The organism is Salipaludibacillus sp. HK11 (assembly GCF_047795645.1).
Taxonomy (GTDB): domain Bacteria; phylum Bacillota; class Bacilli; order Bacillales; family Salisediminibacteriaceae; genus Salipaludibacillus.
In genome coordinates this window covers 1,167,065-1,186,587 of record NZ_CP181045.1, presented here as the reverse complement: position 1 = coordinate 1,186,587, position 19,523 = coordinate 1,167,065, and the positions used below count along the sequence as shown (strand labels likewise).

At 36.2% G+C, this 19,523-nt stretch carries 10 protein-coding genes; 2 read left to right on the top strand and 8 right to left on the bottom strand.

Annotated features, from left to right (window positions below):
- Positions 1-227 precede the first annotated feature (227 nt).
- Positions 228-2,831, bottom strand: coding sequence for a bifunctional acetaldehyde-CoA/alcohol dehydrogenase (adhE, locus tag ACM26V_RS05935; protein WP_416150511.1), 2,604 nt, complete (start codon positions 2,829-2,831; stop codon positions 228-230).
- A 652-nt stretch (positions 2,832-3,483) separates the two neighbouring features.
- Here adhE and ACM26V_RS05930 point away from each other — a divergent pair.
- Complete coding sequence (locus ACM26V_RS05930; protein WP_416150510.1) at positions 3,484-5,022, top strand: hypothetical protein; 1,539 nt, start codon at positions 3,484-3,486, stop codon at positions 5,020-5,022.
- A gap of 117 nt (positions 5,023-5,139) precedes the next feature.
- Here the strand turns inward: ACM26V_RS05930 and ACM26V_RS05925 are convergent, their stop codons facing one another.
- Positions 5,140-6,087 (bottom strand): hypothetical protein, encoded by a 948-nt coding sequence (locus ACM26V_RS05925; protein ID WP_416150509.1) that lies wholly within the window; start codon positions 6,085-6,087, stop codon positions 5,140-5,142.
- A gap of 184 nt (positions 6,088-6,271) precedes the next feature.
- Positions 6,272-6,706, bottom strand: coding sequence for a ferritin-like domain-containing protein (locus ACM26V_RS05920; protein ID WP_416150508.1), 435 nt, complete (start codon positions 6,704-6,706; stop codon positions 6,272-6,274).
- Positions 6,707-6,845: 139 nt separating this feature from the next.
- On the opposite strand from ACM26V_RS05920, the gene ACM26V_RS05915 reads away from it, so the two are divergent.
- Positions 6,846-8,444, top strand: a complete 1,599-nt coding sequence (locus tag ACM26V_RS05915; RefSeq protein ID WP_416150507.1) for an ABC-F family ATP-binding cassette domain-containing protein — start codon at positions 6,846-6,848, stop codon at positions 8,442-8,444.
- Positions 8,445-8,553: 109 nt separating this feature from the next.
- Here the strand turns inward: ACM26V_RS05915 and ACM26V_RS05910 are convergent, their stop codons facing one another.
- The 5 genes from ACM26V_RS05910 to addB all read right to left on the bottom strand — a co-directional run bounded on the left by ACM26V_RS05910 (position 8,554) and on the right by addB (position 19,464).
- Entirely contained in the window at positions 8,554-9,399 is an 846-nt protein-coding gene (locus ACM26V_RS05910; protein WP_416150506.1) for a thiamine pyrophosphate-dependent enzyme, read from the bottom strand.
- Between the two features lie 2 nt (positions 9,400-9,401).
- Complete coding sequence (locus ACM26V_RS05905; protein WP_416150505.1) at positions 9,402-11,150, bottom strand: 2-oxoacid:acceptor oxidoreductase subunit alpha; 1,749 nt, start codon at positions 11,148-11,150, stop codon at positions 9,402-9,404.
- A gap of 560 nt (positions 11,151-11,710) precedes the next feature.
- Complete coding sequence (locus ACM26V_RS05900; protein ID WP_416150504.1) at positions 11,711-12,031, bottom strand: DUF952 domain-containing protein; 321 nt, start codon at positions 12,029-12,031, stop codon at positions 11,711-11,713.
- A gap of 178 nt (positions 12,032-12,209) precedes the next feature.
- Complete coding sequence (gene addA, locus ACM26V_RS05895; RefSeq protein ID WP_416150503.1) at positions 12,210-15,962, bottom strand: helicase-exonuclease AddAB subunit AddA; 3,753 nt, start codon at positions 15,960-15,962, stop codon at positions 12,210-12,212.
- Positions 15,937-19,464, bottom strand: coding sequence for a helicase-exonuclease AddAB subunit AddB (addB, locus tag ACM26V_RS05890; RefSeq protein ID WP_416150502.1), 3,528 nt, complete (start codon positions 19,462-19,464; stop codon positions 15,937-15,939). Before addB ends, addA begins: the two co-directional genes overlap by 26 nt.
- Between the last annotated feature and the right edge of the window lie 59 nt (positions 19,465-19,523).

Genomic DNA, 19,523 nt, shown 5'->3' with positions numbered 1-19,523 from the left:
TTAAATATTGTCATATAATCATACATATTATTTACATTTTGTTGAAATTTCATATATTTCTATAAATTCTGTTAATTCACACTTATTAAAATTATTATATTAAAAAAGCAAGCTCGAATAGACAAGCTTACTTTTGGATTTGCTCCTCTTCTTTTTTGCGAAAACGGAATGAAATATATGTATAGAAGGGAGATCCCTCCTATACATGTTGGTTTAAACAGTAATCATTATACTCCCTTATACGCCAAACGATAAATTTCAACGAGTTCCGTTACAAGAGGTAATTTAGGGTTTGCTGTTGTACACTGGTCTTCAAATGCACGGTCAGCAAGGTATTCTACTTTGCCTTCAAAATCTTTTTTATCTACTCCACAAGCTTCAATACTCATCGGAATGTTCATATCTTTTGCGAGTTTGATGATTGCTTGTGCAAGACTTTCTACTCCTTCTTGTGTATCTTTTGCTGGTAGACCTAGTACTTTTGCAATCTCTGCATAACGCTCATCAGCTACGAAATGTTTATACTTAGGGAACGCTGTGAATTTTCTTGGTTTCGTAGCATTATAACGAATAACATGAGGCAATAAGATTGTATTAGCACGACCATGTGCAATATGGAATTCTGGTCCTAATTTATGGGCTAAACTATGGTTGATTCCTAGAAATGCATTCGCAAATGCCATACCAGCAATGGTTGAAGCGTTATGCATTTTTTCACGAGCTACTTCATCGTTTCCATTTTTATAAGCTTTCGGCAAGTATTCAAATACTAACTGAATTGCTTTAATTGCTAACCCATCCGTATAATCATTTGCCATAACGGAGACGTAAGATTCGATCGCATGTGTCAGGACGTCCATCCCAGTGTCTGCTGTTACGGATGGTGGAACAGATTTTACATAGACAGGGTCAATAATTGCTACATCTGGAGTTAATTCATAATCAGCTAATGGATATTTTATATTATTTTTTTTATCAGTAATTACAGCGAAAGACGTTACTTCTGAACCTGTTCCTGATGTGGTAGGGATTGCAACAAATTGAGTTTTTCTACCTAGTTTTGGATATTTAAATACTCTTTTACGAATATCCAAGAATTTTTGCTTAAGGCCATGGAATTCTAATTCAGGATGCTCATAGAAAACCCACATACCTTTAGCAGCATCCATAGCAGATCCTCCACCTAATGTGATAATGACATCAGGTTCAAATTTCATCATCGCTTCAGCACCTGCCATGACCGTTTCAATGGATGGATCAGGCTCGACGTCAGAAAAAACTTCATATTGCACTTTATCTTCTCGTTTATTTAAATAGTAAAGTACTTTATCGACATAACCCATTTTCACCATCATTTCATCAGTAACAATCATTGCGCGAGAAATGTTAGGCATTTTTTCTAAATATTGCGTTGCATTCTTTTCAAAGTATACTTTTGGTGGAACTTTAAACCATTGCATATTATTTTTTCTCATCCCTATTTTTTTGATATTTACGAGATTCACTGTCCCGACATTTTGTGAAACGGAGTTACGTCCATAAGAACCACAACCAAGTGTTAATGAAGGGAGATAGCCATTATAAATATCTCCAATTGCTCCTTGTGAAGATGGTGCGTTTGCTATAACTCTTCCTGCCCTCATTTTTAACCCATATTGGCGGATGACATCATCATTTGTTGAATGGATAACCGCAGAGTGACCAAGCCCTCCAAATTCAAGCATTTCATCTGCTTTTTTAAATCCTTCTTCCTGATTCTTCACCTTGAAACAAGCTAGAACCGGGCTTAATTTCTCTCTTGATAAGGGAGATTCAGGACCAACTGTTTTTAATTCAGCAATGAGAATTTTTGTTTCATTGTTCACTTGAATTCCTGCCATTTTTGCAATTTCTGCTGCTGGCATCCCTACAATCTTAGGGTTAACTGCGCACGTTTCTTCATTAATTACTAGTTTTTCTACCTTTTTCCTCTCATCATCTGTTAAAAAATGACAGTTGTTTGCTTTCAATTCATTTTTCGTTTCTTCATAAATATCTTTATCTATAATGACTGCTTGTTCTGAAGCACAAATCATTCCGTTATCAAACGTCTTAGATAAAATTAGGTCATTAACCGCTTGTTTAATTAATGCACTTTTCTCAATATAACAAGGGACGTTACCTGGTCCTACACCGAGTGCTGGTTTACCTGTACTATAAGCTGACTTTACCATTGCTGCGCCACCAGTAGCTAAGACAACTGCTACTCCTGGGTGATTCATTAACTGTTGCGTTCCTTCAAGTGACGGTTTTTCAATCCATTGAATGCAATCTTTTGGTGCGCCAGCTTTTATAGCAGCTTTATATAAAACTTCCGCTGCTGTAGAGCTACATTTTTGCGCTGATGGGTGGAAAGCAAATATGATTGGGTTTCTCGTTTTAATCGAAATAAGTGCTTTGAACATTGTTGTTGATGTTGGGTTTGTTACAGGAGTAACACCAGCAACAACACCAACTGGTTCAGCAATTTCAACCATCTCTTCGTGCTCATTTTCATGAATGATTCCAACTGTTTTGTTAGCTTTTATCGCATTATAAATATATTCTGTTGCAAATATATTCTTGATGATTTTGTCTTCATAAACACCTCGTTTGGTTTCCTCAACAGCCATCTTAGCTAACGGCATATGCTGATCCAATCCTGCTAGTGCCATTTCCTGCACAATACGATCAATTTGCTCTTGATCGTAAGAAAGAAATTCCTCGTGTGCTTTTTTTCCTTTCTGAACCAATTCGTTCACTGCCTTGACAGTTTCGTCAACTTTGTTAAGTTTCTTTTCATTTACAACCATTTTGCATTCCTCCTAATATTATTGTGAACATATTCACATAATCACTTAAAAAAATAAAATCCTTCTTTGCTTCGTTGTTTACATTTGTAGTATATCGTGAATTATTATAAAAATAAATAGGTTTATTGTGAAATATTTCACATTCACAATGACACCGTATTCTTTTTGACTTTTTAACGACAAATCATATATTCTCTTGATTTTTCCCCCTATTCCATTTATGAAACTTGTTATAATGTTTTATTTACTTAAGTTAAAGAAGCTTTATCTAACTCTCCCATCTTCAAACAGTATAAGCTTTTAACATCGCTGTTAACTGCCAATACTATTACATAGGTAATGATTGTTGAAAGTCATAATAGAAATAGAGATACGCTTAATAATATCATGTGTGAGAGTTCTTTCAGTAGACTACAGTATTAATGATGACTTAATGTACAAATTGACCTTATGAGTTCCGTGGTTGTCTATCTAGTTAAATTTAGAAAGTCGGTACTTGAGAAACCCCCACTTCAATTTTCAATAAAATTAATTGCGCGAGTATTCATTTCTTAACAATATTGTTACATATTTATCTAATATCCTATTTACCTTCATAAAGTAATAAGCTAATATAAAATCTGAGTTAGTAACTTAAAGAAGGGGTTGTATAATGGACATTGTTGAACAAATTACAAATTTGCAGTTATTAAACCAATTTTGGATTCTTTTATTCTTTTTAATACCTATGGTGATTATTTCAAGAACAGTTGTAGCGGGAACTCGATATTCCCCGATTTTAATTATCGTTATTTTTGGTTTATCATTAGGTTATATTCTCGTATTAAGTGATGTATCTACACCTGGTTTAAATGAATTTCCTTTCATTAACTTGATGGCAAGTACTACGATCATCGCATTAATCGTTACATTTTTTGTCGGTGGACAAGAATTACGAAAGATTCTTGGGAATAAAAAGGATTTACCAGATGATATGGTTGTTCCATCAGAAGAAGAAACAGTATTAGGAACAACTCGCACACAATTTGTATTTATTTTAAGATCATTCTTCTTGCTATTAGGTATTGAAGGGTTAATAAGGCTCATCCTTGGGACTGGACAGGATGTCATGTTAAGTACCTATTATCCGCTGATTGCCTACATTGGCTTGGTTCTCGCGATCATTTTAATTGATAACAAAGCTCGTATTTTGAATAAACGTTTATACATTAAAAAAGGATTAATTGAGATTTCTGGAATAGTATTTGTACTTTTTCTATCCTACCACGCCGCACAGTTGATAGAATCGATAATTGCGTTACCGCAAATTTTCTTTGCGATGATGATTGCTGCAGCCATTGGTGCTATTCTATATCGCTGGTCTTTCGGTCCTACGATTAGAGCATTGTTGTTCGGCGGAATACCGGTCGTATTGGCAGCTAATTTTATGGTAGGTGGTTCACGAATCGGTGAGGCATTTACCATTGATGGCGTGAATGCTGTACTGGCTTATGGGTTTTTCGGACAACTATTGTGGATGTTTGGTGGAATTTCTTTGATTATGTATTTTGCCAAAACTGCTAATGCTCGAAACCTCGCACCAGGTATGGCTGGAGCATTATCTCACTCAGGGCTAACGGGGGCTTGTACAGCTGGTGATTTCGGAAGTACAGCAGCTAAAAGAGCACCAATTATGATTAACATCCCTTTCTTTGGACATATTTTTGTCTTTTCAATTTTGGCAATTAGTGCTGATAGAGGGAGTTTGTGGCTTCCGCCTTCCATCATTTTAGTATCAATTGGTATACTATTAACCATTTATGCTCTTCGTAATTTAAAAAAGGCGAAAGGAAATGATAAAAAAGAAATTAATGCATTAATGCAATTCTCTTTCGGTTGGCAGATTTGTGCCGTATTTGGTGGATTAACTCTTCTTAGTTTAAGTGCGATGCAGATGGACTATGGGGTCATGGCACAAACTAGTGCGATCTCTCACTTTGGACTCTTTGCAGCCATTCAGGAAGGGATGTTCGGGTCTGATGCCGCACTACTCATTCCTTTTATCTTTTCAATGCCATTTCTCGTTCATCCATTAGTCTTTTATATGTTTGGTAAGGCAATGGAAAATGGAGGAGAAATGCCCGTTAAACCTGTTTATTTTATGGCTCTAATTGGAATACTTGGGGTTGCTGTTTCTTTATTATTCTTGTAAAAATATATACTAAACTCATCATTAAAAAGTATAGAGAGTTACAGCTCCCCACCAATTTCTTGGAGGGATAGAGCTGTAACTCTCTTTCGTCTGTCCATATGATTTATACCTATTTCCTTATACATAATGCATTTTTTTCTTATCTACACCATTCATCAACATGCTAAGACTAATTAATTTTCGAATCAAATAATCTAAATCAGTTAATTTGAAGTCACTGATTTTGAAAGAATCATTTGTATCGAGATTCCACTTTTGTAAAATAACATTTATTTTTTCTAAATCATACGGGCCTACCTCTTGCTCAAAAAGAGAAACATCTGTGTATAAAATTCCCGTATTCACATCAAAACACGTATCTAAATCCAAGGTTAAAAGAAATGGTGATGATTGGTGTGAATCACCATCATTCACTCTATTCAAATAGATACGTAAATAACGGGGTATTTTCAAATCGTCCCCATAACTTTCGTAGGAAATTACAAGCTCTCCATCATATCTAAGTTGTTGAGAAACATAAATTTGAAACGGTCTTTTTTTACATTTATAAGGTATCCCATCTTCCACACTTAATTCCTTATCACTAACTAAAAGGGAAAAATCTGCCCAACTAGTATTTAAATCTTCACTTAAGATACTTTCAGCAAAAAGAATCATATTATTTCGATATGATTCATCTTTATTTTCATTAAGTGAAGGAGAGGATTCCTTTCGTGTACCTTTTAAATATTCAAGGTTGTTTTCGTTCAATTCAAACCAGTTTATCTGAAAATGATCAAACAGTTTTTTGTATTTCTCATTAATTTTTCGGCTAGCTATCATGTATGTTTTGCCGGTATTATTGAAAATATTTTGTGCCAAGTCATCAAAAAATTTTCCTAAATGAACTTCAGAAACCGGTTCGTGAAAAAAATAAACAATTGAATGCTGTTTTGAATCATTTTCATAAATTAATTGAGTCATTTTTTTAGTATATGAAGTAAATGAGTGTAAAAACGAAAAATTAAAATCAAATACTTCTGGGTGTTTTTTCATTAATAAAATTAAGTCATGCTCAGTTTGCATGTGAACATCCTTCCTTATATCCTACCATATTCACTACCTATATTACCGATATTAGATTTTTTTAAACAAGGATATTTCCACATCATATTAGAACGTAGTCTATGTAAATAAACTTACCAAGCAAAATATCCTTTTTCAACGTATCACAATTATAGAAAAAATAACTAACTAGATATTGACATGATCAATTAACAGTCAAAAAAGATAAAAACCAAATAGCGTGATTTTGTTCATCTGCGGAAGCTCTCTTGAATTGTTCTCTAAACAGTGGTGTTGGGGCGCGCTCGCTTAATTCATTATATATTGATACATTTTTCTGCTCAGATAAATAGGAAGAAAAGAATACCTCAGGATCATCTTCAAGCCATTCTCTACTAATATTTGGAACTGGTTCTCTTCCAGTTAACGCGAGGTACATAGTTGCGAATTGTTGATAATGTCTCACCTCATCGTTAAGTATATTTCGAAGTATTACTACTTGTTGACGGGTGTTGAATTCTGCATTTACAAGTTTCTGATAACCATATTTAGTTGAATATTTATGGTTTATAACCATTTGTAGTTTATCAAGAAATCCTTCGTAATCGTTATCTGTAACCCATTGCGAATATCTATCCATTAAATCCCTCCGATTTTTTCAATTGTTTAATTTATGTTTCAAGATAATTTTTTAGTACTAATAATTTAATCAACTCGTAATTTACTCCAATAGATGTTATAATTTTCAACGTAATTTAACGTAGAGGATGAGGTATATAATGATTAATGTAACAGATGTTAGCTTGCAATTTGGAGACCAAAAACTTTTTGAAGATGTCAATATAAAATTTTTACCAGGTAACTGCTACGGGCTTATTGGAGCCAACGGTGCTGGAAAATCTACATTTTTGAAAATACTGTCAGGAGAAATTGACTCACAATCGGGAAATGTCCACTTACCTGCTGGTCATAGGATGGCTGTTTTAAAACAAGATCATTTCGGCTATGAAAATGAGGTTGTTCTGGAAGTAGTCATGTCCGGGCATCAGCGATTATTCGACGTAATGAAAGAAAAAGATGCGATTTATATGAAGCCTGATTTTTCTGATGAAGATGGGATGAGAGCAGCTGAATTAGAAGGTGAATTTGCTGAAATGAACGGCTATGAGGCTGAATCTGACGCTGCAGTCCTTCTTAAAGGGCTTGGGATTAGTGATAATCTTCATAGCAAAAAGATGTCTGAGTTAACTGGTGGAGAGAAAGTTAAAGTATTACTTGCACAAGCTTTATTCGGTAATCCAGATGTGTTATTACTAGATGAGCCTACAAACGGTTTGGATATTGAAGCAATTCAATGGCTAGAAGACTTCTTGATTAACTTTAATAATACTGTCATTGTAGTTTCCCATGACAGACACTTCTTAAATCATGTATGTACACACATAGCTGATGTCGACTTTGGTAAAATACAGGTTTACGTTGGTAACTATGACTTTTGGTATGAATCAAGCCAACTCGCTCTAAAAATGGCTCAAGAACAGAACAAGAAGAAGGAAGAAAAAATAAAAGAACTTGAAGCTTTCGTAGCTCGTTTCAGTGCGAATGCGTCGAAATCAAAGCAGGCAACTTCTCGAAAAAAATCTTTGGATAAAATAGAATTAGATGATATCAAGCCATCCTCTAGAAAATATCCTTACGTTGCTTTCAAACCAGAACGTGAAATTGGAAATGACCTTTTAACTGTAGAAAGTTTGACGAAAACGATCGACGGGGAAAAGGTTCTTGATAATGTTAGTTTCACGTTAAAAAAGGATGATAAAGTAGCTTTGGTAGGACCGAATGAAAATGCTAAAACTGCGTTAATGCAAATTCTTATGGGTGAAATGGAAGCAGATAGTGGATCCTTCAAATGGGGAGTTACGACGTCTCAATCATATTTCCCTAAAGACAATGCCTCTTATTTTGACGGAAGTTCTGCTGATCTTGTCGACTGGCTTCGTCAATATTCACCAGAAGATCAAACAGAATCATTTTTGCGTGGATTTTTGGGACGCATGCTATTCTCTGGTGAAGAAGCTAAGAAAAAGCCGAGCGTATTGTCGGGTGGAGAAAAAGTTCGCTGTATGTTATCTAAGATGATGTTAAGTGGTGCAAATGTATTGCTTCTTGATGAGCCTACAAATCATCTTGACTTAGAGTCTATTACTGCTTTGAATAATGGCTTAGTAAACTTCAAGGGATCGTTAATCTTTGCGACACATGACCACCAATTTAACCAATCTATTGCCAATCGTATTATTGAAATTCGTGATCAGGGTGTATTAGATAAGGAAATCACTTACGATGAGTATATTAAAATGAAAGTGAAAGCAAAATAACTTTTAAAGTATTGATTAATATTAAAGCCAAACCGAAGATATAGCGGTTTGGCTTTTTCGTTAAGATTCAAATATTTTCACAGTCCGATTATTTGAGATTCGAAATACTTTATTCAAACTTTTTTTGAATGGAATGAAGGAGTTCTTTATCCATCTTTCCTGACTCAAGTGACTGCATATCAAAATCTATCCCTAATTTTGTTTGGTAATCATCACGGTGTTCTTCAAAAAGAATTCCTGTTACAAGACCTTTGTTTTCTCTCAAGCTTTTCACAGCTTCATCACGTGATTCAAAAGGCTCCTCGACGAATATAAGATTTTCTTTGTAGTAATCATACGTGTTGATTTTATTGAAGGTAACACATGGACTGAAAATATTGACGTGGGAGAATCCTCGATGCTCAATCGCTCTTTTTAATATTCCACTAAGTTGTTTGATATTTCCCGAGTATCCTTGAGCGACAAAAGTTGCACCGTTGATAATAGAAGTAGATACGGGATCGACTGGGTATTCTTTGTTATCTGTTGATGCAGATTTTGTGGCGAAACCATGTTCACTTCGTGGAGACGTTTGCCCCTTCGTTAAACCATATATGCTATTATCCATGACAATGTAAGACATATCTATATTTCGTCTTGATGCATGAACAAAGTGACCTAAACCAATGCCATAACCGTCACCATCTCCTCCTGATGCAATTACCTTAAGATCAGGATTCCCCATTTTCACACCCTGGGCAACAGGCACTGAACGTCCATGAATGGAGTGGAAACCATTACTTCGAATGTATTCTGACACTTTTCCTGAACAACCAATCCCAGAAATAATCGCGAATTCATGTGGTTCATATCCTAACTCAATGATAGCTTTTTGAATTCCTGCCATGATGCTGAAATGGCCGCACCCAGGACACCAAGTGGAAACATCTCCTCGTAAATCTTTCATTGTAGCCATAATTACACCACCTCTTTCATTTTTTTAAGTAATGTTTGAATCATAAATGGATTGCCATCAAATTGTAGAATAGAGTCTGATTGGTCATGTATCGGTAAATATTGCTTTAATAATAACAATAACTGTCCGTTGTAATTGTTCTCTACCGTTATGATCCGTTTATTTTCAAATAAGGCCTTTAATCGATCGATAGGTAATGGATAAAGTTGTTGAATGTGTAAGTGAGCATATGTTTCATTGCCTTCTTCGTTGAGTTTCGTCATCGCTTCTTCGATGGCACCGTAAGTAGATCCCATTCCTACAAGTAAAACCTCTGCTTCTTCAGGATTGATATCACCTGAGCTTTGAAGTTTGATTGGCTCTTGAATCATAGCACCTCTTGTTTTTTCTAACCGTTTCCGCATCATTTTCACGCGTATTTCAGGGTCTTCAGAGATATAACCATCTTCCCCATGTTCATTGGAACTTGTTAAATGTAATCCATTTTTCATGCCTGGTTTAGGTCTAGGTGAAATACCATCATCTGTTAGTCGATATCGATTAAAAAAGGCTTCATCGTATTCTCCGGCTTCTTCGTTCGTAATCAGTTTGCCGCGGTCAATACCAACTCGGTTTACATCAAATGAAGGTATCGTCATTTTATTCATCGATAAGCCTAAATCTAACGCAACAATAACGGGACATTGGTAAATTTCTGCTAAGTTAAAGCTTTCTGCAGCAACATAGAAAGCGTCTTCAATTGTGGAAGGATACAATACTATTCTAGGTATCTCTCCATGTGTTCCATAAATCATCTGTTGTAAATCGCTTTGTTCATGTTTTGTAGGAAGTCCAGTAGATGGGCCCCCACGCTGAGAATTCACGATAACGATTGGTACTTCTGTCATCCCTGCCATCCCTAATGCCTCTGTTTTCAAACTAATACCGGGACCTGAAGTACTTGTCATTGCGCGAACACCACTATAATTTGCACCGATAGCAAAACAAATGCCTGCAATCTCATCTTCGACTTGCATTACCGTCCCACCCAAAGGAGGAAGTTCTTTTGCTAACCATTCCATCACTTCACTTGCAGGAGTAATCGGGTAAGCGCTTAAAAAACGACACCCAGCCATTAAACTTCCAAACGCAGTCGCTTCGTTTCCTGACATGAAAAGTTGATCCTTTTGTTCTGATTTCTCAAGTGGAGAAATTCTATGAGATAAATGGTCATTCGTTAATTCATACCCTTTTTCCACCGCAAGAATATTTGACTGAATGACACCTTCTCCTTTTTTCTGAAAAATTTCAGCTATAAAATGGTTTAACAGTTCCTTAGGAAGATCTACTAGTGCGGAACTAATTCCAATAGCTATCATATTTTTAGCTAGTGGATTACCAAGTTCTGTTGCAATTTTCTTTAAAGGAACACTGAAAATGTCATAAGTATAATTTCCTTCGCTCTTCGTAACACTTGTCTCTTTTCCTTCTTGAATGACTACGGCATCTTTAGTCAAGTATTCTTCTTGTTTCTGCAACGATTCTTTGTCAAAACAAAGAAGAATATCGATCTGATCACCAGCGTAATAATTGCGTTCTTTTGTCGCCTTAAGTTTGAAGTTTGAGTGACCACCTTTGATTCTGGACATAAATTGTTTATAGGTAGATACAGAATAGCCGTATTTCACTAGTGTTCTAGCAAACAATTCCCCTGTTGAATCAATACCTTCTCCTTGTTGCCCTCCAACCATCCATTCAATAGACTGTCTCATAAACATCCTCCTCATAGTATAACAACTTAATTATCTGAATTTTAACACATTTCAGAGAATCGTGGTAATTTTGATTATTTTAATAATCAAATTATGAAATCATACGAGATTTTATAGAAATTATACGGGTAATTTAAATTGAGTTTCTGAGTTAGCTATTTTGTCTTATTATCATTTGTCAAACATGGAACTTGTCCCAAATTTCTGAGTTAAATCTGCACTACTCGCAAACAATTTTACGAGTTTCTTTTTTAAAATTAATAAATTTTAAACACCGATATCATGGTTTTTAATATAACTTCTTTTATGATTCGTATTAATAAATCAATCTCCATTAAATTTTCGCATTCATTCCCCCATTTCATTTGTAAAAAAATTTATTGATAGATTCATCATAATTGAATTTTCGAAATAATTCAAAATATTACTTAATTCAGAGTAATTTTATAGTATTAAATTTTATTTTTGAATTTTTCTTAAAAGGTTAAATTCTGTTAAGAGGGAGCAATTAAAATAAAAACACTACTCGATTTAAACTGAGTAGTGCTTTTATTTAGTATTTATGATGGAATACAACATGGTGACCTATGGAATTCATCGATACCAGTTATTGCATCAATATTTATATAGCCATAAACGTGTGGTTTCATCGAGCCAGTTTCATAGACATCTTCATATATAATTACACTCTCAAGCTTTTGTGTATCTATTGTTAATATCAATAAGGGTTCTTCGTCAAGTAATAACTCACTAATTAGATACTCTGTTTGCCCTGGATTGGCACAAGGGATATACCCTCGATCATCAAAGTCAGAAGGCCAGTACTCTTCTTCTTCTTTTGCAATTTTCCATTCATCCTCAGTTAAAACATAGTAAATCATCTAAATCCCCCCTTACAAATCATTTCTTCACTATTTCTCAATATTTATTATAACCAATTTCTTAAGATCATAGGTGTCAAAGTAATGACATTTTACAATGTTTTTATAAAACAAACCTACATTAGAATGATAAATTTAAAGGAACTGCCTTCGACTTATCGTCTTTCATAATAGCTTCTTACATTCTGATCAAGAAATTCCCGTCAAACATGTAGAGATAACATTCAGCGACAGGCTCTGACCAACTGTCAGAAAGCGCTCTTCGATATAAATCAATTTGATAGCGGTACTGTTGCCGGAAATGATTTTTAATTTCATCTAAGGATTGATCGTCAAATCGACCCGATATTGCATCGGTTTTATAGTCTACTAAAACAAGATTTCCGTCTTCATTTCGAAACACAGCATCTATCACCCCTTGCACAAAGACAGATTCGTCCTCTTTTTGCTGCCAAGTTGTGTAAGCTTCCGAAGCTGGTACTTGATAACTAAACGGAATTTCTCGTTCCACCTCTGTCGCGCTTAGCATTTCCTTGCCGATATCCGACTGCAGAAATTGAACTACATCGGGGACATTTATTTGTTCGGCTTCCTCCGTTGTCAGGATCTCTTTCGTTACAAGCTTGTCTTTTTCCGCCTGAACAGAAACATTGTCGGGAACAATTGAAAGTGAAACGCGCTGCATCATCGCATGCATAAGTGTACCAATTTCAGCAGAATGAAACGACGTTTCCTGCAAGAATTTAGGGCGATCTGCGTACTTTGACTGAAATCCTCCAGCTAAAAGCTGGTAACTGTATTCATCTTGCATCTCTCGTTTCAAATCACTCACCGACTGTTTTGCTTGATGATTCGTTGCATCCTTGTAAGGGTAAGACCATTCTAACTGTGAAATGATTTGTTCTTTAACTGATGATGTAATTGAAACAGGTTGCAATGAATGTAACTTATCATTAATTTCCTCATCGGGTTTATCAACAATCGCTTCCCCCTCATGAAGATCACTTTTATCAACAACATCAACGCTCCATGACGAAGAGTCTTTAGCAATAATCTCATCCATTTGCGAAGTATCCAAATCCAAGTTTTCTAACAAAGGAGATACAGCTTGATGTCGAAAAACAGCAGGGACAATCCAATCGAGAAAACTTGATGCCTTTTTTCTATTTATATTTGGCAATAACCAACCGTTTTGCGTAACGGACTCGCCCCATTTTTCAAAAGACTTTTCAACATCTTTAACTGTACCAGTAAGAAATAATTTTTCTTTTGCTCGGGTTAACCCCACATAAAGCACGCGCATTTCTTCTGCCAATGATTCATATTTGATCCTCTCTTTAATCACTTGCTGAGGAATTGTTGGGTACGATAATCTGATTTTAGGATCAATTCGCTTAGAACCCAGCCCTAACTCTTTATGAAGAAAGTAATCTCCTCGGATATCTTGTCGATTGAACATTTTATTCAAACCTGCGATAAAGACGACAGGAAATTCAAGTCCTTTACTTTTATGGATCGTCATCATCCGCACAACGTCTTCTTGTTCTCCCAATGCTCTTGCCGTTCCTAAATCATCCCCTCTGTCTTCCATACGTTCGACAAAGCGAAGAAATCGAAACAAACCTCTGAATGACGTCGATTCATACGAGCGAGATCGGTCATAAAGCGCTGTTAAGTTTGCTTGTCTTTGCTTCCCACCTGGCATCCCACCTACATAATCATAAAACCCTGTGTCTTGATAAAGCTGCCATATCAATTCAGATAGTGAACCTGTTTTTGATCGCTTTCGCCAAATAGACAATTGTTGTATGAAATCATGGCAACGATTCCTCAATGATTCATCTTCGTTTTCATCACTTGCAGCGATAATTAAAGCCTCATAATAAGGTGCGCCTTTAGCGAATAAGCGAATTTCAGCTAACTCGATTTCTGTTAGATTCATTATCGGCGAACGCAAGACAGAAGCTAGCGGTATATCTTGGTATGGATTATCGATAATTTTTAATACGGACATCATCACTCTTACTTCGATCGCATGAAAATAACCTGTTGATAAATCAGCATAGACTGGTATTGACGCTTTTTTACATTCTTCCATAATCGTTTCAGCCCAAGGCATTGACCTCATTAAGATGACAATATCTCGATACATTATCGGGCGTGATTGATTTAAGTCTTTATCAAAAACCGGGTACTTTGATTGAATTAGTCGTTTCATTTCTGCGATCATCGCTCTCGCCTCAAGCTGAGAAGTTTCTAGTTCTTCTTCGAAAGATTCTCTTGGAGTTTCGTTCTCACCTTCGTCTTTGCGAGAAGATTGAAGCGAATCCCCTTTATTAACTAATACAATTTTCGTTTCTAAATCATCCTGAATTGGGTACCCCTCATTGCCTAACTTTAGTTCAGCCGCTTCATTGTAATCAATTTCTCCGACTTCCTCATCCATGATTTGACGAAATATAAAATTTGTCGCATTTAAAATTTCTGCACGACTACGAAAGTTTTTTGCTAAATCAATTCTCATTCCACTACCGGCGCCATCCAATTGAAATTGCTTATATTTCTTCATAAAAAGTGTCGGTTCAGCTAGCCGAAAGCGATATATTGATTGCTTCACATCTCCAACCATAAATAAATTCTTCCCATTTGATAACTGGCTAATAATTGTTTCCTGAACGAGGTTTGTATCTTGATACTCATCAACGAGAATTTCTGAAAAATAGTTTGCGTATTCCTCCGCTGCTTTTGAAGCTTTTAAGTCACCAGAAGGGGCTGTTTCAGTATCAGTCAGAATTTCTAAACATAAATGCTCTAAATCACTGAAATCAAGTACACTTTTTTCTTTTTTCTCATCCATATATCGTTTCGAAAATTGCTTAACGAGTGTCGTTAGTTTAACGATTGTCGAACCCATCGCTTGTAAATCTGCTAGGATGTCTGAAGGATGGAGTTGGAAAAAAGCCATCTTACATCCATGAACCATATCTTTCGCTTGATCACGAAGCGTTTTCGCTTTATCCTTCAAACGGGGGGCAACCATGTCCTTTTTGGTGATAGAAGGGATTCGACCAAAACCAACTTGTTGGAATTGATCAAACATACCTTGCCATGTTTTTGCTGATAATAATGCCCGTACTTGAAGGATTTCTTGATCAAAAGTGTCCGCGTATTTAGATGGCCCTTCAGGTTCTTTCGTTAACATCATCCCTCGTTCAAGTAAATCTATTGCTTGCGATAACTGTGTTTGTACATGGCTTATTGCTTCATTAGCCCAATCTAGTTCTTCAATTTTTTCAATGTGTCCTAAATGATAGTCCATAACAATTTTATCTAACCATTTAAATGGCTGTGGGTTGGAACGGGAAAAATTGTATAAATGTAGTACTAGACTTCGAAGTTTATCATCACTACGATCTCCGCTATACTGATCAACTAACTCAAAGAAGGTTTGATTTCCCTCTTGTCCGTACTCTTCTTCAAAAAGTTCTTCGATCACTTCTTCCCTGATTAATTGACCTTCTGTATCATCTAAAATACGGAAATTAGGATCGATGTCAACTTGATAATAGTATTTACGTATGACATTCATACAAAAAGAATGCAGCGTCGATATATTTGCCCGATGTAAAAGAGAAAGTTGCTTTCGCAAATGTATGGAACTTGGATTAGAATCTAATTTCTTTTCAATCGCTCCACCAATCCGATGACGCATTTCTGCAGCAGCTGCATTAGTAAATGTGACAACCAGTAATCGATCGATATCAATAGGTTTATCAGTATCTGCCACCTTTCGGATCATCCGCTCGACTAATACAGCTGTTTTACCACTTCCAGCCGCAGCGGCGACGAGAATATTATTACCTTCTGCTACAATCGCCTTCCATTGGTCTTCTGTCCAAGTAACATTAGTTGGTTTCGGTGTTATGTTCATGCGCTTCTCCTTCCTGTTCGCGAATCAGTTCTAATATATCTTCGTTGGAATGTCCAGAAAGGTACCGGAAATCATTTGACTCGATACTAGGGTCAAATTGACAAAACGATTTATAAGAGCAAAAAGTACATGGAATGTTTTGTTTCTTTTTATATGGTGTAAGGTTAATATTACCTTGCATAATAGACGTTCCAACTTTTTTCACATGATTTCTTAAATAGGAACGAAGCGTTTTATAATCCGGCTCGGTAATTACTTTCGAATTTGCATAAGGTTCCCCATCTTTTTTCAATCCTACCGGGAGCATTTCGGACCTACGTCCTGTTTCTAACTCTAAATCCATCTGTTTAATCACATTTAATGAAGAAGATAAAAGACCTTTCATTTTAAAATCTTCTAATATTTTCTCTTCAATTTGCTCTAAGGACAATTTCTGATCAGCTTGAATCATCGGATTATGGACGTGGAAGTAAAGTACTCCTGCTGGGGTCACTTCTGTACCTAACCAGTCCGCTGCAGAAGTCACAATCACATCCAGATATATTAACATTTGTAACGCTAACCCTTCGTAAACATCATCGAGTTTAATGTCCTTACTACTGGATTTGTAGTCAAGAATCCTTACATACACACCATCTTCATCTTCTGCTTTGTCCACGCGATCAATCCTTCCAATGAGTTCAATAACGTGGCCATTGTCTAATTCGAAGGTTAACGGCGGTAATTGTTCATCAGGTCCGAATCCAACTTCTAACCCTGCAGGAGAAAATCCTGTTCGTTTGGCTTGTTCTGCCAAGACCGTAGACGCCCTTGAAACAACTTCTTCTAATTTTTGTTGAATATAAGTGAAGCGATTTGAACTAAGCAAAATTTCCCTTTGAATTTTAGGTGCGAGATTGCCGACAATCGTTTTTGACATCGACGCCGCCTTTTGTTTCGTTAAATTAGAGAAATCTCTCCCTTCTGCTCGTAACGTTTCAGCCATTTCTTTGAGGGCTGCATGAAATAACGTCCCGATATCTGGTGCTTCGAGTTTAAACGTTTCACGTTCTTTTAATTTCAATCCATAATTTGCAAACTGTGAAAATGGACAAGCATTAAACTGCTCCATCCTCGACACACTTGTTTTCAATACTGGTCCATAGAGTGCCTCTGTCAATCGTTTAGGTAAATTCTCTGGTTGGTTTTTATAGTTTAAACTTTGTAATACAACTGAAACTTTCCCTTTCCATGCTGAATTAGTTACAAACCAGTTGTACACTTCCCACCAAATGCTAGAAACATGATAACCACGCTTCCAGCCTTGAAGTTGTTGCGTTAACTGAGAGAGTGTTTGCTGTGGATTCGTAATAAACGTTTGTTCTTCTTGTTCTTCACTCACTTCTAGTGGAGAGCCAGATGCAACTTCGATAGACATCTTTGGAAACAAATCTTGAATATGATGTAACATCATGGATGGCTGTTGGCTTCGGCCTTCCTCATCTGCTAGAGGGTAAGTAAAATAGAGTTTCTCTTGTGGAATCGATTGAGCCATATACATCAAAAAGGATTCATTCAAAAGCTGTCTTTCCGCACCTGGAGCTAAATGTAACCCTTGCTTTTCAAGATGTGCTCGCTCTTCTTCCGAAACGAGACTTCCTTCATCTGGCTTAGCTGGAATCACGCCGTCATTGACACCCATGATAAATGCACAACGGACTTGGGATACACGAGACGTTTCCATATCAGCAATCACCACTTGATCAAATGCTGGAGGAATAATTGAAAAGGACAAGCTTTCCAATCCTGTTTCAATCATTTTCATAAATAACTCAAAACTAATCTTTTCGTCTCCACTAATTTCAACGATTTGATCGATCAAATGAATAATTTGAGACCATAGTTGATCATGCTCTCGCGCTTCTCGTAAATCATCGAGCTTAACCGCTTCATCTCGCAAAACTTCGAGTTTATCAGCTGCTTGTACGTCTTCCAATAGTTGGTATAGGGTTCGACAATAGTCACGTACCGTTTTTGACTTCTTCACGCTTGCTTGAAAATTAATTAGTGGCTGCATTAATAAATCTCGCAACTCATTTATTTGCTTTTCATATGACTGTTCAGCATTAGTTTGATCGATATTACTATCAGCTGTGGTCGCCATCCGCCTATAAGTCCAAGGTTTCTCAGAATACCATCTTTTCCCTCTTATTCCGTATGAAAGGACATAATTTTCTAGTTGATCGACTTTCTCACGAGTATTTTCTCCATTCATAGGAAAGAGAAGTTCTGTTTTTAACGTTCGAAATACAGCTTCATATTGCCAGTGGCGCTGAATAACTTCCAAGGAAGAACGAATAAATTCAACTAGAGGATGATTAAGTGCAGACCTTTTTTGATCAGTGAAAAAAGGAATTTTTTCAGTTTGAAAAATTGTTTCGAAATAGTCGCTATATTCTCCAACATTCCTTAACAAAATTGCAATTTCTCCATAACGGTATCCTTGGTCCCTCACTAATGAAATAATTTCGCGCGCAACCCTTTCGACTTCGCCTCGCCTATGCACGGAACTGATGACACGGACTCCCTCATGATTATTTGAAGGTTTCGCAGGTCTTTGATTTTGATTTTTCTCTAAATACATCAACCCACTCGACTTAAATCGTTTCGATTCGTCAAGTATCGTCGTTGATATTTCTGGCAAATCAAACTCTTCACATAAGTCGTACAGCTGTTTATATGTGTTCCCCGTCTCATAAAACAAATCAAGTGGATGAAGGTCTTCAACTGTTGCAACAGGCTGATCCAATGTCAGAGCAATGTTCACATCTTTCACCGTAATAAATAAGGAACGAAGGACATTTAACTCAATTGGAGTAAAACTATGAAATCCATCTACATACACAATCGCCTGTTTTAATTTGGTTGATTCATAAATTTTATCGGCCAATAGTTGCAGGTAATCTTCAGACGCAATATATTTATCAGCAATTTCTATTTCCACTTGCGACAAAATTAAATACATATCATGGAGCTTATCTTTTATCGTCCGTTGTTCAGCAGAGTCGTCTTGATTCGATTCCTGTAGTCTCTCAATCTCTGTCTTTAAAACATCAGAATCTATATCGTAACGCTTGAACTCTGTTATCATTTGCTCTAATTGTTCAACAAAACCTTGACTTGTGGCAACTTTTTGAAATAATTGAAACTGTTGTTTTTTTCGTTCAACTATTTTTCTTAACAACATATGAATTCCTGTTTTTTCGATATGGTTACGGGTAGTTCCACCTACTTCTTGAAGAATTCTTAAAGCAAGTCTTGAAAAACTTAATACTTGCGTCCGAGTAATCCCCTTGCCCATCCTTTTGACGAGATTTTTCTCAGCTTGAAAGGTCATTTGTTCTGGTACTAGGTAAATAATTGGATCCCCAGTCGGATTTTCGTTCATTTTATCAATCATTTCTGTCTGCATTTTTGTCGTTTTACCAGAGCCAGAACGTCCTAAATAGAAACTAATCGCCATACCAATCACCCCTCCTATCATTATTCAGTACACAATCATACGTTCGCTCTATTATTGTA

Excerpts from the sequence above, each read along its gene's own strand:
- adhE (WP_416150511.1), bottom strand. The coding sequence starts at position 2,831 with ATGGTTGTAAATGAAAAGAAACTTAACAAAGTTGACGAAACTGTCAAG.
- ACM26V_RS05930 (WP_416150510.1), top strand. The coding sequence starts at position 3,484 with ATGGACATTGTTGAACAAATTACAAATTTGCAGTTATTAAACCAATTT.
- ACM26V_RS05925 (WP_416150509.1), bottom strand. The coding sequence starts at position 6,087 with ATGCAAACTGAGCATGACTTAATTTTATTAATGAAAAAACACCCAGAA.
- ACM26V_RS05920 (WP_416150508.1), bottom strand. The coding sequence starts at position 6,706 with ATGGATAGATATTCGCAATGGGTTACAGATAACGATTACGAAGGATTT.
- ACM26V_RS05915 (WP_416150507.1), top strand. The coding sequence starts at position 6,846 with ATGATTAATGTAACAGATGTTAGCTTGCAATTTGGAGACCAAAAACTT.
- ACM26V_RS05910 (WP_416150506.1), bottom strand. The coding sequence starts at position 9,399 with ATGGCTACAATGAAAGATTTACGAGGAGATGTTTCCACTTGGTGTCCT.
- ACM26V_RS05905 (WP_416150505.1), bottom strand. The coding sequence starts at position 11,150 with ATGAGACAGTCTATTGAATGGATGGTTGGAGGGCAACAAGGAGAAGGT.
- ACM26V_RS05900 (WP_416150504.1), bottom strand. The coding sequence starts at position 12,031 with ATGATTTACTATGTTTTAACTGAGGATGAATGGAAAATTGCAAAAGAA.
- addA (WP_416150503.1), bottom strand. The coding sequence starts at position 15,962 with ATGAACATAACACCGAAACCAACTAATGTTACTTGGACAGAAGACCAA.
- addB (WP_416150502.1), bottom strand. The coding sequence starts at position 19,464 with ATGGCGATTAGTTTCTATTTAGGACGTTCTGGCTCTGGTAAAACGACA.